The organism is Pseudomonas fragariae (ex Marin et al. 2024), from assembly GCF_059621105.1.
In genome coordinates, this window is record NZ_CM184369.1 from 5724950 (window position 1) to 5745655 (window position 20706).

The window sequence follows — 20706 nt, forward strand, 5'->3', positions numbered from 1 at the left end:
CCTATGCAGAACTCAGCAGCGCCGATCATGGACGAAAAGACCCTGCGCTGGATGCCCTGGGTCATCGCCATCGCATTCTTCATGCAAAGCCTGGACGGCACGATTCTCAACACCGCCTTGCCGTCCATGGCCCGCTCACTGGCAGAAGACCCGTTGCGCATGCAGTCGGTGGTCATCGCCTACATGCTGACCATTGCGCTGCTGATCCCGGCTTCGGGCTGGATCGCCGACCGGTTCGGGATCAAGCGCATCTTCTTCAGCGCCATCCTGCTGTTCAGCTTCGGATCATTGCTGTGCGCGCTGTCCTGGTCACTGAACGTGCTGGTGGCCGCCCGGGTGATTCAGGGGCTTGGAGGCGCGCTGATGCTGCCCATCGGGCGCCTGATCGTATTGCGCGCCTATCCGCGCTCGGAGCTGGTGCGAATCATGGGTTTTATCACCGTGCCGGGCCTTTTGGGCCCATTGCTCGGCCCGACGCTTGGCGGCTGGATGGTGGAGTACCTGAGCTGGCACTGGATTTTCCTGATCAACATTCCGGTCGGCATCCTCGGTTGCTATGCCGTCAAACACTTCATTCCTGATCTTCCGGGAGGCGGTCGAACGCGGTTTGACGGCGTCGGCTTCATCCTGTTTGGCGCGGCGATGGTATTGATCACCATTGCCCTGGAGGGCCTGGGCGAGCTGCACTTGCCACACATGCGCGTGGTACTGCTGCTGTTTGCCGGAATGGGCTGCCTGGCGGCTTACTGGCTACGTGCCGGGCACATCGAATCGCCGTTGTTTGCCCCTTCATTGTTCCGTACCCGGACGTTTGCCGTCGGTATCATGGGCAACCTGTTCGCCCGCCTGGGCAGCGGCGCGCTGCCCTTCCTGGTGCCATTGCTGCTGCAAGTGGCCCTGGGGTATTCGCCGTCTCAGGCGGGTATGAGCATGTTGCCGCTGGCCGCCGCTGGCATGTTCGCCAAGACTGTCGCCCGCTGGCTGATCGAGCGGCTGGGCTATCGCATGATTCTGACCGGCAACACACTGCTGCTGGGCATCCTGCTGGCCAGCCTGGCGCTGGTCGATGTGCAAACCCCATATTGGGTGTTGCTGGTGCATCTGGGGCTGCTCGGCGCGGTCAACTCCTTGCAGTTCACGGCGATGAATACGGTCACCCTGATCGATCTGGACGATGCCAGTGCAGCGAGTGGCAACAGCCTGCTCTCGGTGGTGGCGCAGCTGTCGCTGAGTCTTGGCGTGGCAAGCGCAGCAGCCTTGCTGGGTGGTTTCAGCGAAGAAGTAGCCACCGGCGAGGTCAGCAGCACGCTGGGGGCGTTCCAGATGACCTTCCTGAGTGTCGGGGTGCTGGCCATGTTTGCAGCAGGTATTTTCCTGCAATTGCCCGCGAAGGAGCCCAGGATGGCCAAAGCCTGATTGACAACGGCTCGTGACTGGAGCACATCTGCAAAGCGAATTCCCCTGGAAAACGGGGGTTTCGCCCGAAAAATCAACGAATTTGAGTATCCGACCAGATACACTGAAGAACCTGGACAACCGGCCGACACTTTTATAGCACTAAGCCACTGTGGTCTCTTGTAAGCACGGGCCGCATGATGCAACCTTGCCATACGCGAAAGTGGGGTTTACCCCTGTCGCGACTAGTATTCCGGAAGCGAGTTTGTTCATGAAAAGCCAAACCGATGCTGCCGGTAGATCCGCAGCCGAGGTAGTGACGCAATTGCCAGTGCCCTCGCGCCTGGGCATGCTGCGTTTCGAGCGGCTGAATGAAGCCAATTGGGCGCTATTGTTTCTCGATCCAAATTGCGAAAGGCAGTTCGGACTGGCAGCCGTTGACCTTTGCGCCTTGATTGGATCCCCTTATGCCAGCCTCATGGAGCCGGAAGCTCGTTATCAACTGCACGATGACATCCAGCTGCAACTGGCCTCTTCCCCGAATTACCTGATTCGTTACACCCTTCACAGCCCCAAAGGCCCGCTTGGCCTGCTGGAAATCGGCGAAGCCTACAAACAGCACAACCGCCATTTGTTACGTGGTTATTTTCTGATCGTCGAAGGCCTTGTCACGACTGGCGAACCGGTCACGGACTCCGATCTGGAAACCCGCAACCTGCGACTGCAGATTGCCCTGGAACTCAACCAGCGCGCCCAGCGCGATCAGTTTGCTCACCTGGAGCGCGTGCGCGCCCAGCAGGATCTGATCCTGCGCCTGACCCGACATCGCTACACCACGGCCAATACCCTGCTCGAAGCGGCAGAGCTGATCACCAAAAGCGCCTGTGATATCTACGATGTCGATCATGTCAGTATCTGGAACCTCAACGACAAGCGCCTGGAGCCGATCACCGACTACAGCCGCGAAACCGGCGACTACCAGTCGCGCACGCCGGTGGATATCAGCCCCTACCCCACCTACCTGCAAGCGCTGAATACCAGCCGAGCGATCGACGCCAGCAATATCCAGACTGACCCGCGCACCTGCGAAATGGCCAAAAGCCTGAACCCGGGAGAAACCAGGGCGGTGCTCGATGCCAGTATTCGTATCGATGGGCAGGTGATCGGCGTGCTGTGCCTGGAAGAGTCCGGCTCGACGCGCGAATGGCAGTCCGACGAGATCGCCTTCGCCGGCGAGCTGGCTGACCAGTTTGCCCAGGTCATCAACAACCATAACCGACGCGCTGCGACCAACGCACTGCACCTGTTCCAGCGCGCGGTCGAACAAAGCGCCAACGCCTTTCTGCTGGTCAACTGCAACGGCGTGGTCGAATACGTAAACCCGAGTTTCACGGCGATCACCCAGTACAGCTCGGAGGAAGTCTCCGGGCACAAGCTGTCGGAATTGCCCGCGCTGGAAAACCTCAACCAGTTGCTGCTGGAAGCCAACTCCAGCCTGACCAACAGCAACAGCTGGCAGGGCGAGTTCAAAAGCCGGCGCAAGAACCTCGAACCCTACTGGGGCCAGCTGTCGATTTCCAAGGTGTATGGCGATAATCGTGAGCTGACGCACTATATCGGCATCTACGAAGACATCACCCAGAGCAAGCTGGCCCAGCAGCGCATCGAGCGCCTGGCGTACACCGACAACCTGACCAACCTGGGCAACCGTCCGGCCTTTATCCGCAATCTGGACGAACGCTTTGCCCGCGACACCGATACGCCGATGAGTCTGTTGCTGGTCGACATCGACAACTTCAAGCGCATCAACGACAGCCTTGGCCACCAGACTGGTGACAAACTGCTGATCAGCCTGGCGCGGCGCCTGCGCAATACCTTGAGCCCGTCCGACATACTGGCGCGCTTTGCCAGTAACGAATTTGCCGTGCTGATCGACAACACCGATCAGGAAGCCGGGCACGCCACCGCCACCCAGGTGCTGGCCACGCTGGACAAGCCGATGTTCGTCGACAATCAGTTGATCAGCGTCACCGGCTCGGTGGGCCTCGCCTGCGCGCCGCTGCACGGTCGTGATCCGCAGACCCTGATGAAAAACGCCGGTCTGGCCCTGCACAAGGCCAAAGCCAATGGCAAACATCAGGTTCAGGTGTTCACCGAAGCATTGAATGCCGAGGCCAGCTACAAGCTGTTCGTGGAAAACAACCTGCGCCGCGCCCTGACCCAGAACGAGCTGGAGGTGTTCTATCAGCCCAAGCTGTGCCTGCTGACCGGTCGTCTGCTGGGCATGGAGGCGCTGTTGCGCTGGAATCATCCTGAAAAAGGCATGATCCGACCGGACCAGTTCATCAGCGTGGCCGAAGAGACCGGCCTGATCATCCCCATCGGTAAATGGGTCGCGCGTCAGTCCTGTCGCATGAGCAAGGACCTGACCGCCGCCGGGTTCGGCAACCTGCAAGTGGCCATCAATGTATCGCCCAAGCAGTTTTCCGACCCGGAACTGGTGTCATCGATTGCCGCCATCCTCAAAGAAGAAGAGCTTGACCCTTCGCTGCTGGAACTGGAGCTGACCGAAGGCCTGCTACTGGAAGCGACAGAAGATACCCGCCAACAACTCGACTCGTTGAAGAAGCTCGGCCTGTCACTGGCCATGGACGACTTCGGCACCGGTTACTCGTCGTTCAGTTACCTGAAGAAATTCCCCATCGATGTGATCAAGATCGATCGCAGCTTCATCCGCGATATTCCGGATGATGAAGACGACATGGAAATCACCTCCGCGGTCATCGCCATGGCTCACAACCTCAAGCTCAAAGTGGTCGCCGAAGGCATTGAAACTGCGGCTCAGCTGGCTTTCCTGCGACGCCACCGCTGCGATGTCGGCCAGGGCTATCTGTTCGACAGGCCTATCCCAGGCCAAGAGCTGATCGAGAAACTGAAGCGCTACCCTCGTCGCCCATCCGCCTGACAACCTTCCCTGCACCCCGCTCTCTCGGGCACACTGTCAGTCTGTTATTACACGGCAGCACTTGTTTCTACGTGTAACGGGACCTATGTAATTGCATTCATCCGTCCTGGCCCCTGCTGCCTGTCTCTAAACGAGAGGATATGGTTCATGACTTTGCGCTCGGAAATTCTAGTGAACAAAAATGTACTGCCTACCGCCGCACAAGCATTGCCGGGTCGTGAAACACCTATGGCGCTTCCGGAATTTCACTTCGTCAACGGCAATCCGCTGCTGGGGCCGTTTTCGAGCAACGTCGAATTCGCCATCTTCGGCATGGGTTGCTTCTGGGGCGCAGAACGCCGTCTGTGGCAACAGGAAGGTGTGGTGAGCACTGTCGCCGGCTACGCAGGCGGATTTACCCCGAACCCGACCTACGAAGAAGTCTGCTCCGGGCTGACCGGCCACACCGAGGTGGTGCTGGTGGTCTACGAGCCAGCAAAAATCAGCTACGAAGAACTGCTCAAGGTGTTCTGGGAAGTGCACAACCCGACTCAGGGCATGCGCCAGGGCAACGACATCGGCACGCAGTATCGCTCGGTGATCTACTGCACGACGCCCGAACAGCTCGACGCCGCCAAAGCCAGTGCCGAAACGTTCCAGGCGCAATTGAACAAAGCCGGCAAGGGCACCATCACCACCGAAATCGAGCAGGCACCGACGGTTTACTTTGCCGAGGCCTACCACCAGCAATACCTGGCCAAGAACCCACAGGGCTACTGCGGGCTGGGCGGCACGGGCGTGTGCATGCCGGCTTGATTCGCGCCTAGCGGCCAGAAAACAGCGTTTTTCAGGCTTCTGCCCGCTGGGCGTAGGAGCGAACTTGTTCGCGAAGATAGTAGTTCAGGTGACGCATTTTCGCCGAATATACTGGCCCTTTCGCGAACAAGTTCGCTCCTACGACCTACGGTCAGAATCAAAAGCGGGCTTATGTATAACGCTGAGCTCCGCGTGGGAATGCAGTTCTGGACGCTCTGCGTCCGCTAGGCAGCGCAACTCGGCCTGGCTATGAACACGCCTACTCGGCAATCAACCAGTCCATCTTCCAGCCGCCCTGGGTCTGGCCCAGTTTCTGGGCGAGGTACGGCATCAGCTCGCGCAGTTCTTCTTCCAGACCCCAAGGCGGGTTGGCGATGGCCAGGCCTGAACCGTTGAGGCTGGCCGGGGTGTCCAGCGGGTGGACGAACAGTTCGACGCGCAGCAGCTTGGGCGCGCCGGTTTCTGCCAGGTCCTGATAGAAGCGGCGCAGCAGGCGGGTATCCTTGATCGGATACCAGATCGCCGCCACTGTCTGACGCATGCGGCCGATGGCTTCCTGGAGCGCGACCGCGCAACGCTTCATTTCATCGAGCTGCTCGAATGGCGGGTCGATGAGCATCACGGCGCGCTTTTCGGCCACGGGCAGCAAGGCGCGCGGGACATGCCAGCCTTCCCCGAGATGCACCGCCACGCGGCGGTCGCCCTTCATGTTCTCCTTGAGCAGACGCCCGTCTTCGGGATGCTTCTCGTTGAGCAGCACACGCTCGCGCTCACGGGTCAGGCGGCGAGCCAGTTCCGGCGAACCGGGGTAGTAGCGCAGCTCGCCATCCGGGTTCATGTCGTGCAGCACTTGCAGATAGTCGGACGCCAGCGCAGGCAGGTCGGTGGCGTTCCACAGACGGCCGATACCTTCCAGCCATTCTCCGGTGCGCGTGGCCTGATCGCCTTTGAGGTCGTACAGGCCGAGCCCGGCGTGGGTGTCGAGATAGGCGAACGGCTGCTCCTTGCGCGCCATGAGGGCGATCAGGCGAGTCAGGGTCAGGTGTTTGAAGACGTCGGCGTGGTTGCCGGCATGGTAGGCGTGACGGTAATTCATGGCAGCTCCTGGCAAGCTGCGCAGTTTAGCAAACCTGAGCAATGAACAAGAATTTGTAACGAATTTGCGGGACTCGTCTCTTTCACTTGAAGGAAATTTCCGAGAAACTCCCGGCCCCTTGTGCCTGCCTGTTTCGATCTCTACTCTGCGCCCGCCGCTGCATATTCAGCGGTGAGGATTAGTAGCCCTCGTTATCCAGGCGCATTGCGCCACCTTGTGCAGGTGCCCTTTCACGGCCTGCGCTTTTATGGTGGTCGTGCGTGGGGCATCTTTGGATGCACCGGGGTTCCTGGACCGGGCTACTACCTGCGCATGATCACCACCCTCGATTAGTAGCCGACGGTGATGGTCTTCTAAAACTTCAGGAGATACATCACATGCTAAAAATCGTCCCCGATCCGCCCCTCTTCACCGCCAACCCCAACGTCAGCCATGAAGACGCCCTGATGCATGCCAGCGACCTGCTGCGCTGCGCCGCCACCAGCGCCTGTGAATTCAGCGACAGCATGACCGGCACCCAGCGCGACATGACGCTGTCGATCATGCACCTGGTGGAAATGGCCAAGGTCATGGTCGACAGAACCATAGACAACCTGCAAGCCGAATGACCCCATGAACTGAAAACGACGCACTTGTAGCCAATCCTGCCACTCACGACAGGCAGGGGTTGCCCGCAGGCGGTTGTCCTTCCAGAATCGGAAAAAGCCCGATCAAAGGAACAGACGTCATGATGCACGCGGATTTGATTGACCAGGAAGACCTGCTCGGCCAGCTCAGAGCCCTGGGCTTCGAAGCACCCGGCGGCGCAACCGCTGAACAAGCCTGCGCAAACGCCGTCTGCGGCCTCAACGCCGAACGCGCGACCGCCTTGCGGCGCCTGGTAGAACAACTCCTCACCGGCAGCGCCACCCTCCTCCCCGCCGTCCGCCAGGCCATCGACCAGCAACTGCTGCCCGCGCTGGCGGCTTACAAGCAGAGTCAGAGTGGATCAGGACGATAAACGCCCGAAAGAACGCCTATCGTACCCATGCTCCGCGTGGGTATGCCTTTCCGGACGCTCCGCGTCCTGCCTTGAGCCTGTAGCGCGGCGTAGATTTGTGACGCAGAGCGTCACGCAATGCATTCCCACGCTGGAGCGTGAGGAACGATAAGGCTCTGACTATCGTGCCCATGCTCCGCGTGGGTATGCCGTTCCGGAGGCTCTGCGTCCTGCCTTGAGCGTGTAGCGCGTCACATAGCGTCAGGCGTGCTCAATACTCAATCCGCACATCGCCCTTCGGCACGCTGCAGCAGGACAGGATGTATCCCTCTGCAACATCATCGTCGGTGATGCCGCCGTTGTGTTCCATCTCGACTTCACCGCTCAGCTTCATGACCTTGCAGGTCCCGCAGATGCCCATCCCGCAGGCCTTGGGGATCATCAGGCCGAGTTTGGCGGCGGCGGCGTGCACGGTTTCGCCCGGTCCCACACGGATGCTCTTGCCGGTGTCGGTGAACTCCACCTGATGCAGGTCGGCGATGTCGACGTCGGGCGCGTCGGCAGCGATTTCGGCCTGCTCGACCGCATCGGCCCTGGCTTCTGGCGGTGTCGCACCAAACGACTCTTCATGGTACTGCGCCATGTTGAAGCCGTTTTCCTGCAACAGACGCTTGACCGCGGTCATGTACGGCGTCGGCCCGCAGCAGAACACCTCGCGCTCCATGAAGTCCGGGGCCATCAGTTCAAGCATCTTCTGGTTCAGGTAACCGCGATAACCCGCCCACGGCTCGCCCAGCCCGTGTTTTTCACAGACCAGATGCAGGTTGAAGTTGTCGATCCGCGACGCCATGTGCTCCAGCTCGCGGTGGTAGATGATGTCCTTGGGCGAGCGGGCGCTGTGCACGAAGACCATGTCGACATTGGCGTTGGTGTCGTAGAACCAGCGCGCCATGGACATTACCGGCGTGATACCGACACCGCCGCTGAGGTAGAGAATCTTCGGGTTCGGGAAGTCGATGGCATTGAACAGCCCGACCGGCCCGTGTACCGCCAGCTCCTGCCCTTCAATCAGGGTGTCATGCAGGTAGTTGGAAACCCTGCCGCCCGGCACGCGCTTGACGGTGATCGAAAAACTGTACGGCACCGATGGCGAGCTGGAGATGGTGTAGGAGCGCATGATCGGCAGGCCGTCGATCTCCAGCTCCAGGGTCACGAACTGGCCCGGCTTGAAGAAGAACATGATCGGCTGGTCGGCCATGAAGCAGAACGTGCGCACGTCCCAGGTTTCCTGGATGACTTTGACGACACGTACCAGGTGACGCCCGTTGGCCCATGTCTGGGTCGTGACCGGGCTCAGGAAACTTTGGGACATACTCGATCTCCACGGCCGACTGTCGGCCTCTCATGCTGCGGATTCTGCGTAACGCGCGAGGCGGCCATTTACCTATCAACGACATTCACGTACTTACCGCGACCAGCCCCGTCCAACAAGGCCTGTCGCGTCGGGAACGGATGCGGCCATGTCGCCCATGGATAAGGTTCACTGCGCGCCCGGCTCCACACTCGCCACCAAGGGTCATAAGCATGATCGACTGATCTATCCTCATGCTTGAAACGCGATCACACCCGTATCAGCCACATTCGCAGGCCGCCCATGCCGCGGTCATGAGGGATTCAATCGATGGACGTCACCGCAACCTTGAGCCTGGGCGATCCGCTGGAACCTGCACGCAAGGCCACTGCCGAGATGCTGCAGAATCGCGAGCGCACGTACTCGCTGCCGCAGCCTTTCTACAGTGATGAGCGACTGTTTGAAATCGACATGCAGGAAATCTTTCACAAGGAGTGGCTGATTGCCGGGATGACGTGCGAAATCCCGACCAAGGGCAATTACCTGACGCTGCAGATCGGCAAGAACCCGATCCTGGTCGTGCGCGGCCCGGACGGTGCCGTCAACGCGTTCCACAATGTGTGCCGCCATCGCGGCTCGCGCCTGTGCACAGCCGAAAAAGGCAAGGTCGCCAAACTGGTTTGCCACTATCACCAGTGGACGTATGAGCTGGACGGTCGCCTGCTGTATGCCGGTACCGAGATGGGCGACGACTTCGACATGAAGCAGTTCGGCCTCAAACCGGTCCACGTCAAGACTGCGGGCGGCTACATTTTCATCAGCCTGGCAGAAAACCCGCCGGCCATCGACGAGTTCCTCTCGACGCTGCGCCACTACATGGAACCCTACGATATGGAGAACACCAAGGTGGCGGTGCAAACCACCTTGATGGAGAAGGCCAACTGGAAGCTGGTGCTGGAAAACAACCGCGAGTGCTACCACTGCAGTGGCTCGCACCCGGAATTGCTCAAGACGCTGCTGGAATGGGACGACGTCACCGATCCCCGCGCCGATCAGACCTTCAAGGATCATGTCGCCGCGTCCGCCGCTGCCTGGGACGCAGAGAAAATTCCCTACGCCCACGCCAGCTTCGGCCTGCGCAACCGTATCGTGCGCATGCCACTGCTTAAAGGCACAGTGTCGATGACCATGGACGGCAAGGTCGGCTGCAAGAAACTGATGGGCCGTATCCAGAACCCTGACCTGGGCTCGATGCGCATTCTGCATTTGCCGCACTCCTGGAACCACTGCATGGGCGATCACATCATCGTCTTCACGGTGTGGCCGATCAGCGCGCAGGAAACCATGGTCACCACCAAGTGGATTGTCCACAAGGATGCGGTCGAAGGCGTCGATTACGACGTCGAGCGTATGCGCCAGGTCTGGGACGCTACCAATGATCAGGACCGTCGTCTGGCCGAGGAAAACCAGCGAGGCATCAACTCCAGCGCCTATCAACCCGGCCCTTACTCGAAAACCTATGAGTTCGGCGTGGTCAACTTCGTCGACTGGTACAGCTCGCGCATGCTGGAAAACCTCGGCGCGGAGCCTGCACCGTATTTGAAGGGCGTGGCGGTCAATCACGAGTAGCGTTTACCCCGCCAACGCGATACGTCAGGGCTGACTCACTTCACGCACGAAGCGAGTCAGCCCTGAAGTATCGCCGACACAAAAGCCTTCCCGCCGATACCGTCATTTCTGACAGTTACGTGAAAAAACCTTTCGTGATCAACTCCCGTTGCAGTCAATCCAACGGACGGAGACACGAATCATGCTCAACCCAAAAATCATCACTCAATACAAAAACAAGAAGGTCGACGCCGCATCGACCATGACGGATATATCAGGGAAAAATATCCTCATGGGCTTCTGGCATAACTGGCCCTCGGAATCAGGTCAGGGCTACCAGCAGGGAATGTTTGCCGAAATGCCGCTGACAGGCATAGATAAGGCCTACAACGTCATTGCAGTGGCTTTCATGAAAGGCGCCGGCATACCGACCTTCAAGCCTTATAACCTGAGTGATGAGGCGTTTCGCGCTCAGGTAGCGGAACTGAATGCCCAGGGCCGGGCGGTGCTGATCTCGCTTGGCGGGGCTGATGCGCATATCGAGCTGCATGCCGGCCAGGAAGAAGCGCTGGCCTACGAGATTATCCGGCTGGTCGAAGTCTATGGCTTTGACGGCCTGGATATCGATCTCGAACAGGCCGCCATTACCTTTGCCGATAACCGCACCGTATTACCCGCCGCACTGAGAATGGTGCGCGAGCATTACGAGACCGAAGGCAAGCATTTCATTATCAGCATGGCTCCGGAGTTTCCTTATCTGCGATCGGCTGCCCGCGATACGCCACTGCTGAAAGAAATCACCACCTACTTTCCGTTTCTGAAAGAAGCCGTCGCCTTCCTCACGTCCTTCAGAAGTGGCGGCGCGTACCTCGCTTATATCGAGGCGCTTGAGGACCTCTATGACTTTATCGCCCCCCAATACTACAACCAGGGTGGCGACGGCATATGGGTCGACGAGCTCAACCTGTGGGTGACGCAAAACAATGATGCCCACAAGAAGGAATTTCTCTATTACCTGACCGACAGCCTGATCCACGGCACGCGCGGCTTTACCAAAATCCCGGCGAACCGGCTTGCGATCGGCTTGCCCACCAATAATGACGCCGCCGCGACAGGTTATGTGATCAACCCGGACGACGTGAAATACGCCCTGGACACCCTGCAGGCCGACGGCAACCCGATTCGCGGTCTGATGACCTGGTCGGTCAACTGGGACAATGGCACGCCCAAGGTTGGCGAAGCCTATAAATGGGAGTTTGCCAAACGCTACGGTTATCTCACCGGCGGCGAAACGCCCGTACCTGACAAGCCTTCAGTACCCACTGGCCTCAGGTCAACCGAACAAACCCCAACGTCGGTGAAACTCGTCTGGTCGCTGTCGGCAGGCCAGAACCCGGTACTGCGCTATGAACTGCGCCGCGACAACAGCGTGTCGTTATTTGCGGACAGCCCTTCGTATGAAGACACCGGCCTTCAGTCCGGTATCACTTACAGTTACCAGGTACGTGCCATTGATGTCATGGGCAACACCTCCGCATTCTCTCCAGCGATCAGCGTGAGTACCCAGGCAGGCGGCGGCGGTGCGGCGAACCCGACACCACCGGTCTTGAGCCTGGCAGGCGTCACCGATAGAAGTGTATCGCTGGAATGGACACAGTCCAGCAGCGAAGCTGGACTCCTCGAGTATCAAATTGCCCGGGATGGCTGGCCTTTTGTGAAGGTCCCTGCTGACCAACCACGCGTCTATACCGATGAGAACCTCACAGCGGGCAGAACGTATACCTACTTCGTTATTGCAAAAGATATACAGGGTAAGTGGTCGGAGATCAGCAACGAGCTGGAAGTCCCAACCGATCTGGAACCCTATAGACCTTCAGTGCCTGTCGACTTCAGGTCAACCGGGCGGACCACCACATCGATAACGCTGGACTGGAGTGTTTCGACGGATGCCAGCGGTCCGTTTGACTATGAGCTGTTCCGCGAGGGTGTTTCGATAGGCAAGGGCAAGGTTCCTCCCTTCATCGACGAAGGCCTTCTGCAAAGCCGCCTTTATGGTTATCACATCATCGCGACCGACAGTCTGGGCAACAGCTCAGGACTCTCTGAAGAACTTCTGGCCACTACAGAATCCGAGGCGTCCAATGATCGACCTGCGCCACCCGGCAACTTGCGTCAGACAGGTGCGACCCCCACCAGTGTTTCACTGGCATGGGATGCACCTACCGGGGGTACTGCCGTTGACGTCTACCATGTCTACAGTTTCGACGCGCCTACTGTGACCGTCGACTCAACCGTACTGACTTATACCGTCAGAGGCCTGACCCCAAGCAAGACCTATCAGTATCTGGTCGGCGCACGCGATAAAGATTCAGAACTGTCCGGGCCCAGCAACGTTGTGCAGGCCTCGACCAGCGCCGCATTGCTTGAATGGAAAACAAATACTGACTACGTGAAGGGGGATAAGGTGATGTATGCCGGTGCCTCTTACATCTGCCTCAATCCTCACCATTCACAAACAGACTGGTACCCAGGCGGTGCGCCGACGCTATGGGCACCCTGGACCGAGCAAGCAGGCGGCAGAGGTTTCCGCGACTGGCCGAAAGAATGGCAGTGAACCTCGCGAGTACCTGCCCTGGCTCATAAACAGACGGTGACGGTGTAATAACTGAACGACTTATCCACAGTGCCCAAAAAGCGTTTATGGATAAGTCGTTTTTTCGTAGGCCCGCAAATAGCTGGGGCAACAACGACTTACCGTGGAACACCTCATTCACAAAGCCTGTATGTTTTTTAACCAACTCTCTGCAGAGCTTAATTTCATTGGGCTACAGACGAGCACGAACACCTTATCCACAGAAGCGCCAACAGACTTTGGGTACAACTTGGTCCAGATAACCCACCCGCTGTGGACAACGTCTGAAATGGCCAAAAAAACCTCGCCGTCAGGAAGATTTCGCGCGCAATCTTCCATCCTGATCATTTTTTGAACAACAGCTCAAGACCCTTTAAATATATGGCCTGCAGACAACCACAAACAAGTTGTCCACAGTCACACCAACAGAGATTGTGGGCAAAGTGAGTGACTGACAGGTAGCGCCTGAATGCTTATCCACAAAAAGCCCAATGGAAATAACCACTTAGATTGATCAATTTTTGATCGCTACGTCACACGCCACGTCCAGCAAGAGCTTCAGCGATTAACGAACACTTTATCCACAGGCACGCGCACAGGGATTGTGTGTAAGTCCATCACGGCTGCCACGTCCACCTATCAGTTTTGCGAGTATCTCGACGCGTGGCACGCGCATAGGCTCTTTTCAGCGCTCCTTGATTAATCAAAGAGGCAATTCCGAGCCACTGTGAATGGACGCACCGGTGCCATGAAAAAATACCAAAGGACTGTATTGTCAGTGGCGTTCATCACAGGCCTGCTATTGGCCTGGCTCGTCAGTGCGGCCCCAGACCAGGGACCTTCTTCTCTGCCAGCGCCAGCGGTGTCGATTGCGCAAGTGTCGACCGTTAGCAGGGAAGTGAATGCGGGCACGTTCGAACAACCAAGACAGGCCGGAGAACCCGCCTTCGAGGGCGCCGTGTTCTTCGTCCATACGGGCCAGTTCATTGCACTCTTTATCGCAGCCTTCGACAGCCAGCCTGAACAGCTCGATCCAGCCCTTCCCGACACACCCCATTCGACGGACTTCTGGACCTACGCCGGCCAGCATTCAGGTCTGGGACCTGACCTTAAGCCATTCGACGAGCCAACCCGCGAGGGGGCGCTGCACCTGGCGATGATCGAAGGCAAAAACGCCTTGCTGAGCTCGAAAATCAACGGCATGCCCGGTCCGCAAACGCCCTATCCAACCACAGCGCAAAGCAATGACTTCTGGGACTTCATCGGCTTTTTTGACAAGCCCGGTACACCTGAAGCGATGAAAACCGATCAGGATCTGGTCTGGCCTGGCGTCTTCGTCTATTTCGAGCAGACCAAGGCCGTTTATCTGGCGCAGCACACCGGACGCCCAAGCGTCGATGCATGGCCTGCACCCGGCACAGAGCGCGGCGCCGGGTACTGGACGTTTGCGGGGACGCTGTCAGGCATTCAGACCTCCCTCCCCAAACCCTGGACCGACCTGAGCACGTCGAAAGGCTCTTATTATCGCAACCCGCTGACGCCGCTACGCAGTGACTACTACGCCTCCACCTTTATCGGATTCGCGCCCCTTCTGAATGCACAATTCCCGGGCGGCGCGCAGAGCAATCAGTACTGGGATTATCGCGGCGTCCATGAAGGCTCATACACCGACCAGAAAGCCTTCGGAGAAAACACCGCGCTCGAAAAACTGCATCGCGCCAAACTGCAGGGCAAGTGGGTTTCGTTTGCGGCCCACTTCTCAGGGGCAGTTGAACAGCCTTACCCGACCTCGCCCACCAACACCACTTATTGGGGAGTGCGCCACATCACCCAGAATGCCGGAACCTGGCAGGACCCCAGGACTGATCTGGACACCGAGACGTGGGTCGGCGCTATCCATTCGGTACAGCAGGGCCAGGGAAAAGCGCTGTACCGTGCGCTGAAATCCTGGACCGCGCCGCCAACCGGCTGGGATTACAGCCAGACCGACGAGTTTGAGTTATTGGGGACCTCCCTCCATGCAGGAACAGTGGCCGACCCCAAAACCCAACAGGAATTTACCTGGCCAGGCGCAGTGCACGAAACGCTGATCGACCACAACCCGGTGTATTTCGTCTCGCTGGCGGAAGGCCTTCCCTCCAAGCATGACTGGCCGCTACCAGCCACACCAGAAAGCAACGAGCACTGGTCGTATATTCCAGAGATACCACCGCTGGGTACCTTCGAAGCCCCGAGACGATTCGATGACTACAGCCAGGCAGGTTCGGTGTACGTGGATGGCACCGTTCCAGGCGCGCGCACGTTCTATGTTTCCAGCTACGAAGGCTATCCCGCCAACGATCTCGACAGCTTCTCGACGGTGGGCATCGTCGATCCTTACTGGGTCTATGCAGGCGGACACGCAGGCACATGGAGCGACTTCAAGCCCTTCGATGACATTACCCGGATCGGCGCACTGCATGAAGCCTCGATCAAGGGGCAGCGTGTAGTGCTGCGCTCACTGTTCGACGGCATGCCCTCTGCCGCGACGCCTTACCCAAGTGATCTTGCCAGTAACACCCACTGGGAATTCGTCACAGTGTTCAAACATGCCGGTACGGCAGACGACCTCAAAGGCCGTGATGACGCCACATGGCCAGGCGCACTGCACCTGGATGACGATCAGCACATCATTTTCGCGGCCCGGCAGCAGGCTCAACCGGTTGCAGGGGGATGGGTTTATCCGGTGGGTGAAACAAGCGATGAGCAGTGGAGCTACGTGACCTCACTCAACGGCGGCACTGCCGAAACGCCACGCGAACGTAACGACATCAACACCCCCGGCGCAATCTTTGCCGACCAGCTTGGCCTGACCCGTCAAAAACTTTTTCGCTCCAGATTTGCCGGATTTGCCCAGGATGTGGGTGCCGTCTATCCCTCAGGTGAAGAATCCAACACGTTCTATGAGTACGCCGGAGAACATGCCGGCACCTTCTCGGACCCAAAACCCTTCACCGATCCTACCTGGCCGGATGCGATACACGTGGCCACCATCAATGGCCAACGGGTGCTCCTCAAATCGAAGATGACCGGAAAGCCCACTTCGCAAACGCCTTACCCGCAAGACCCCACAAGTACAGACTTCTGGGAGTTCATGTTTACCTCAGATCAGGCAGGCACTTACGCCGACCCCAAATCAATGAGCGGCCAGACCTGGATTGGCGCTGTTCACGAGTACAGCTCATCAGGCAGGAGCCAGCTTTACATCGCTCAGCAGTCGGGAAACCCGATCGCCGACAATTGGCCTCTCCCGACTTCGGGCGACACACAGTATTGGAAAGTGCTGGGCCTGGTCCGGCACAAAGGCACGTTTGCCGATCCGAAAGACTTCGATGAAATGACCAGCCAGGGGCTGATTCACGCCACCATCGTTGAAGGGCAGCGCGTCTATTATCGCGCCCTCGCACGAGGCGTTCCTCAAGCCAATGACTGGAGTTACCCCGCGCCCGGAACCCACAACGAGCACTGGGAGTATCTGGGCACAAACCTTCCCGTGGGCACCTGGGCCGATCCGAAAGGCGACTCCGGCTTTACCACGCCGGGCAGCATTCACGCGATGCAAGCCAGAGACCGTACTCTGTATCTGCTTTCCAAGGTCGATGGACTGCTTGCCGAGCACGACTGGCCGATTCCGCTGGTCGGAGAAAATGATTACTGGACAGTGGTCGGGGAATCCCGGCATTCGGGCGAGATCATCGACCCCAAGGATCAGCAGGAAGTGACCTGGACCGGGGCGATTCATATGCGCCAGGTCGACAACACCAGGCGTTATTACCGCTCGAAGATTACGGGCAATCTCGCGGTCATCGGCATCGATCACCCGCTGCCGCTGGAGGCAACCGACAACGCCTGGTGGGAGTTCGCGGGGCAGTCCTCTCACCAAGGCACACTGACTGATCCAGTGCAGACGGGGGAGATGATCAGGCCCGGAGACACTGTCAAGGTTATCCATACTGCGGACGAGTATTACCAGGCTCGCTTTGCCGGTGTTTTCAATACCGGGCATCCGCTGCCTGACTCACAGCAAAGCAATGACAACTGGTTTTATGTGGGTAAAAGTGCCTTTGCAGGCACCTTGCAATCGCCCAAGGACGCTTACGAAATCACCTGGCCCGGTGCGATTCACCGCTTTGAAGTTGATGGAAAGGCTTACTTCGCAAGGGCCCTCATCGATGGCGCTCCCGGCCAGGAAGGATGGCACTATCCGGCACCGCCTGACAGTAACGAGCAGTGGTCTTACCTGGACATGGGCATTCACGCGGGCAGTTGGCTCGATCCGAAACCTCAATCCGATGCGACCTGGCCAGGCGCGCTGCACGTGGTGAAGATCCCCACCGGCATCGGCGAAAGTTTCACCCGATGGTTCTACAGATCAAAAATCTGGGGGCATGTAGCGGATGATGAAGAGGGTTACGCGAACGAAAACAACTTTGATCGTGTGGGCTTTTCGATTTACCAGGGCACGCTGAACAGTCCCAAGCTTTTCGATCAGCCCACCTGGGTGGGCGCCATCCATCTGGACCGGGGAACGCAGTTTCTGTTTGAAGCCAGAAAATCCGGCGAAATGGGTATAGATGTAGGCGAGCGGCCAATGACGCCGACGGATAACGAATCCTGGCACTTCCTGGGTATCAGCAAGCACTTCGGCACCCAGAACGATCCCAAGGAATGGGATGAATACACCTGGCCCGGACGTCTGCATCGCTATGAGCATGACGGCAAAACACTCTATTTTCATGCACAGATGACAGGGACACCCTCAGCCAACAACTGGTACTACCCGACCGATGAAAGCAGCACCGAGCAGTGGGCCTATTACGGTACAACATCCCATGCAGGCACTTTTGCCGACCCTCATATACCTGACGAAGTTACGTGGAGGGGAGCGATTCATCGCGTAGAAAAAGACGGCATACGGTTCTATTTCAAAGCCAGAAGCGCTGGCATACCCGAGCAGCAGAACTGGACCTACCCCACGGACGCGACGAACAATGAGCATTTCATCTACGTAGCGACCGAAAGACACGCCGGCACGCTCAGCGATCCCAAGGATGAGAAGGAGCCCGTCGTACCGGGCGATTATGTAAAAACACCCCATGAGGGCATTGATCTTTATTTCATCGCAAAAAACAGCGGCGTTCCTTCATTGAATGACTGGCCGTTCCCCTTCGACATGCGAGACACCGAAAACTGGGTTTTCTATGGCATCTCCAGAAACGCAGGCACCCTCGATGCCCCCAAGGAGTGGGACGAAGTCAGCTGGCGCGGCGCCGTGCATGTGCACAACGTCAGCGGGATGCGTTTATTGTTTAGCGTGAACTCCGACAAGGAGGGCATTGCAGAACAGGACAAGTGGACGCTGCCTCCGAACGCGCCACTGGATGCGGACGAAGAAAAGAAGCCTCCGGCTCTGGTCGAAAAGTCACCGGCCTGGAAGTTTCTTCAGGTCACGCACCTCAACGGAACACGCGAACAGCCCAAAAGCGTAGCTGACTGGACGCAGAACGGGCTCGTCCACCAGACCACCATCGACTATCAGCGCATGCTGTTCAGGTCGAAGTTCACAGGGAAGAACGACTACCCCAAGGGGCAGCCCGCAAAAGATGACCCCGTTGCCCCCAAGAGTTCTACATGGTGGGAGTTCTTCAGCAAGGGACGGGGCACCCTCCAAGTGCCCAATACCTGGAACGACTACGCCTACCCGGATGATATCTACAGCTACGACTACCAGGGCGAACGGTTGTTATTCCGCGCAGAAAAAGAGGGTCGTCCTTCTGAAAAAGGCTGGTACTTTCCGACCTCGGAATACAGCACGTCAGACTGGACATACCTCTACAAAAATGAAGGTAACTACGCCGATCCCAAAACGTGGAACGAATTTACGCGTGTGGGGGAAATCCATCGTTCCGATCACGACGGCCAGACGTGGTTCTTCAAAGCCTTGCAGGAGGGCAGCCCTGCCAGACACAACTGGTATTACCCTGCTGGTGCCGCAGACAATGGTTTCTGGACCTATGCCGGCAAGCATGCAGGCACCTGGCAGGACCCGAAGGAATGGAACGAGCCTACTTATCCTGGCGCCATTCACTCGCTGAATAACATCACTTTTTACCGTTCGAAATTTTCCGGTAACGCGGCGACGCACTATTGGTACTACCCGACCGCCGAAACAGAAAACGCCTACTGGATCAAGGTCAGCAAGGACGCTTATGCAGCGCCGGGCATCAATGATTTTACCAGGCCATTCGATCAGTACACATGGGTCACCGCGCACAACGCCTATCTGGACGCCATTACCCCGCAACTGGAGCGTGGGATCAGAGGGTTCATGCTGGATATCCACATGGATGTGGGCGATTACAACGGGCAAAAACGGGTTCGGGTATGCCATCTGCCGGCGATCGGTGCATGCTGGGCGGACGCGCCCTTGTTAAGCGACGTACTCAGAGAGTTTGTTGCCTATATGCAGAAAGACCGAAATGCCGTCATTTCCCTGCTGTTCGAATCGACGCTGAGCTCAGACGAACTGCGTCCGGTGCTGGAGCAAGTGCCGGAATTGGCAGATTACAGCCATGTGTCCAATGGATACAGCTGGCCAACGCTTAGGGAAATGATCGACAGTAACAAACGCCTCGTCATGTTATCGAACGGAGAAGTGGCCAAAAGGTACACGCTGGCCGGCAAGCAGGCCGAGGTTCTTTGGGCACCCGATACAGAAGTCGAGAACACCTATAACCTGGGTATAACGTCGCTGGTGCATGACTGGCAGTGCAAAAGCCGCTACGGTTACATGGACCTTTCGTTACGCACCCGGGACGGCGGCCTGCCGCGGTTATTTGTCCTCAATCAATTCCATTCCTGGGGCAGTACTACGCTGCATGCAGGGGACGTGGATAACAACCTGACCTGGTTGCAGCGCAGGGTAGAAAACCATTGCGGTGAAGCGACCGGTTGGCGCAAACCCAACTATCTGGGCATTGATTTCAACCAGGTGGGTGACGCACTGCCCTATGCCGCGACGCTTTCTCAAGGCGGTCTTTATTTCTACGAACGCAACAATGCCGATCGTGGAGGCGACGCCTCCTGCGTGTTGCCGGTCAATCAGAGCGGGGGCAGCAGCGGCGTTCAATATGATCTGAAGCTTGCCTCACGCGGGTGTGAGAACGACGAACTCAGGTCAATGGAACTTGAAGGTGTTCGAGCGGGCACGCGTATCGAACTGTACGACAACCCCAACGGTGACCGGCAAGATGACTTCACGATCATAGACGTCAAACAATCGGTCCCCATGGGCAAAAGGGTGCGAATCGATTCATTCGAGGGCACGACCGATACGTTCTATTACCGTAAGCTCGCCTCTCGCAATAACGGGCTCGACGGTAAGGTTTCACGAATAAGAGTGCTTAACAAGCCAGACGATAACGACATCAGTGACGCAAGCATTGTGTTCTATGAAGGCAACGGGGCAACACAGAATATTGTCTGCACCGTTCCCTTCAACGTCGACAGGCAATTCAAGATGGGCAGTGGCAACAACAACTATGGCTGCGACAACGATGAAATACGCTCGGCCAAAATACTCAAGGCCGGCAAGGGATCAGTGTTCTCGGTTACCGGCAGGCCGGACGGCGGCTTTGGTCAAGGTCGTACAGGCGTGACATTCAAACGGACCATTTTGTTACCCATCACGATTTCCAGTTTCAACCGCAGTTACGAAAACGCGGATGTCAAAGTCGAGGTCAGCAATGGCGGCGGTCTGGACGGGAGCATTTCCTATGCCTACTTCCGGCCGGCCTCCGAACAGAAAGGCAAACCGCCTATCAAAGAGGGCAGCACAGGACCCTAG

The 20706-nt window shown here is 57.8% G+C and carries 10 protein-coding genes; 8 read left to right on the forward strand and 2 right to left on the reverse strand.

The genetic code is table 11. From position 1 onward, the window contains the following. Nucleotides 1-3 precede the first annotated feature (3 nt). The 3 genes from mdtD to msrA all read left to right on the forward strand — a co-directional run bounded on the left by mdtD (nt 4) and on the right by msrA (nt 5155). Nucleotides 4-1416: a multidrug transporter subunit MdtD gene (gene mdtD, locus AC54XV_RS24900; protein ID WP_060409457.1), complete on the forward strand. Its 1413-nt coding sequence runs from the start codon at nt 4-6 to the stop codon at nt 1414-1416. Nucleotides 1417-1666: 250 nt separating this feature from the next. Beyond that, nucleotides 1667-4360, forward strand: coding sequence for a bifunctional diguanylate cyclase/phosphodiesterase (locus AC54XV_RS24905; RefSeq protein WP_003402271.1), 2694 nt, complete (start codon nt 1667-1669; stop codon nt 4358-4360). Nucleotides 4361-4507: 147 nt separating this feature from the next. Continuing rightward, complete coding sequence (gene msrA / locus AC54XV_RS24910; protein ID WP_003402273.1) at nt 4508-5155, forward strand: peptide-methionine (S)-S-oxide reductase MsrA; 648 nt, start codon at nt 4508-4510, stop codon at nt 5153-5155. 259 nt (nt 5156-5414) lie between these two features. Here the strand turns inward: msrA and AC54XV_RS24915 are convergent, their stop codons facing one another. Then, the gene (locus AC54XV_RS24915; RefSeq protein ID WP_003402281.1) at nt 5415-6251 is read right to left on the reverse strand and encodes a 23S rRNA (adenine(2030)-N(6))-methyltransferase RlmJ; all 837 of its coding nucleotides are present in this window, start codon (nt 6249-6251) and stop codon (nt 5415-5417) included. A gap of 377 nt (nt 6252-6628) precedes the next feature. Between AC54XV_RS24915 and AC54XV_RS24920 the strand changes: the two genes are divergently transcribed. Continuing rightward, the gene (locus AC54XV_RS24920) at nt 6629-6859 is read left to right on the forward strand and encodes a DUF6124 family protein (protein WP_011269220.1); all 231 of its coding nucleotides are present in this window, start codon (nt 6629-6631) and stop codon (nt 6857-6859) included. Between the two features lie 119 nt (nt 6860-6978). Continuing rightward, a complete protein-coding gene (locus AC54XV_RS24925) occupies nt 6979-7251 on the forward strand; it encodes a hypothetical protein (RefSeq protein WP_024639826.1) in 273 nt (90 codons plus the stop codon). Between the two features lie 250 nt (nt 7252-7501). Here AC54XV_RS24925 and gbcB read toward each other — a convergent pair whose 3' ends face one another. After that, entirely contained in the window at nt 7502-8602 is a 1101-nt protein-coding gene (gene gbcB / locus AC54XV_RS24930; protein WP_024661241.1) for a glycine betaine monooxygenase reductase subunit, read from the reverse strand. A 309-nt stretch (nt 8603-8911) separates the two neighbouring features. Here gbcB and gbca point away from each other — a divergent pair, with 309 nt between their 5' ends. The 3 genes from gbca (at nt 8912) to AC54XV_RS24945 (ending at nt 20706) form a co-directional block, all read left to right on the forward strand. Then, nucleotides 8912-10210 (forward strand): glycine betaine monooxygenase oxygenase subunit, encoded by a 1299-nt coding sequence (gbca, locus tag AC54XV_RS24935; RefSeq protein WP_011269222.1) that lies wholly within the window; start codon nt 8912-8914, stop codon nt 10208-10210. 181 nt (nt 10211-10391) lie between these two features. After that, on the forward strand, nt 10392-12803 hold the full coding sequence (locus AC54XV_RS24940; protein WP_058399134.1) for a fibronectin type III domain-containing protein: 2412 nt from the start codon (nt 10392-10394) through the stop codon (nt 12801-12803). 766 nt (nt 12804-13569) lie between these two features. Further along, nucleotides 13570-20706 carry a PI-PLC domain-containing protein gene (locus AC54XV_RS24945; protein WP_496718996.1) on the forward strand — a complete coding sequence of 2379 codons (7137 nt, stop codon included), beginning with the start codon at nt 13570-13572 and terminating at the stop codon, nt 20704-20706.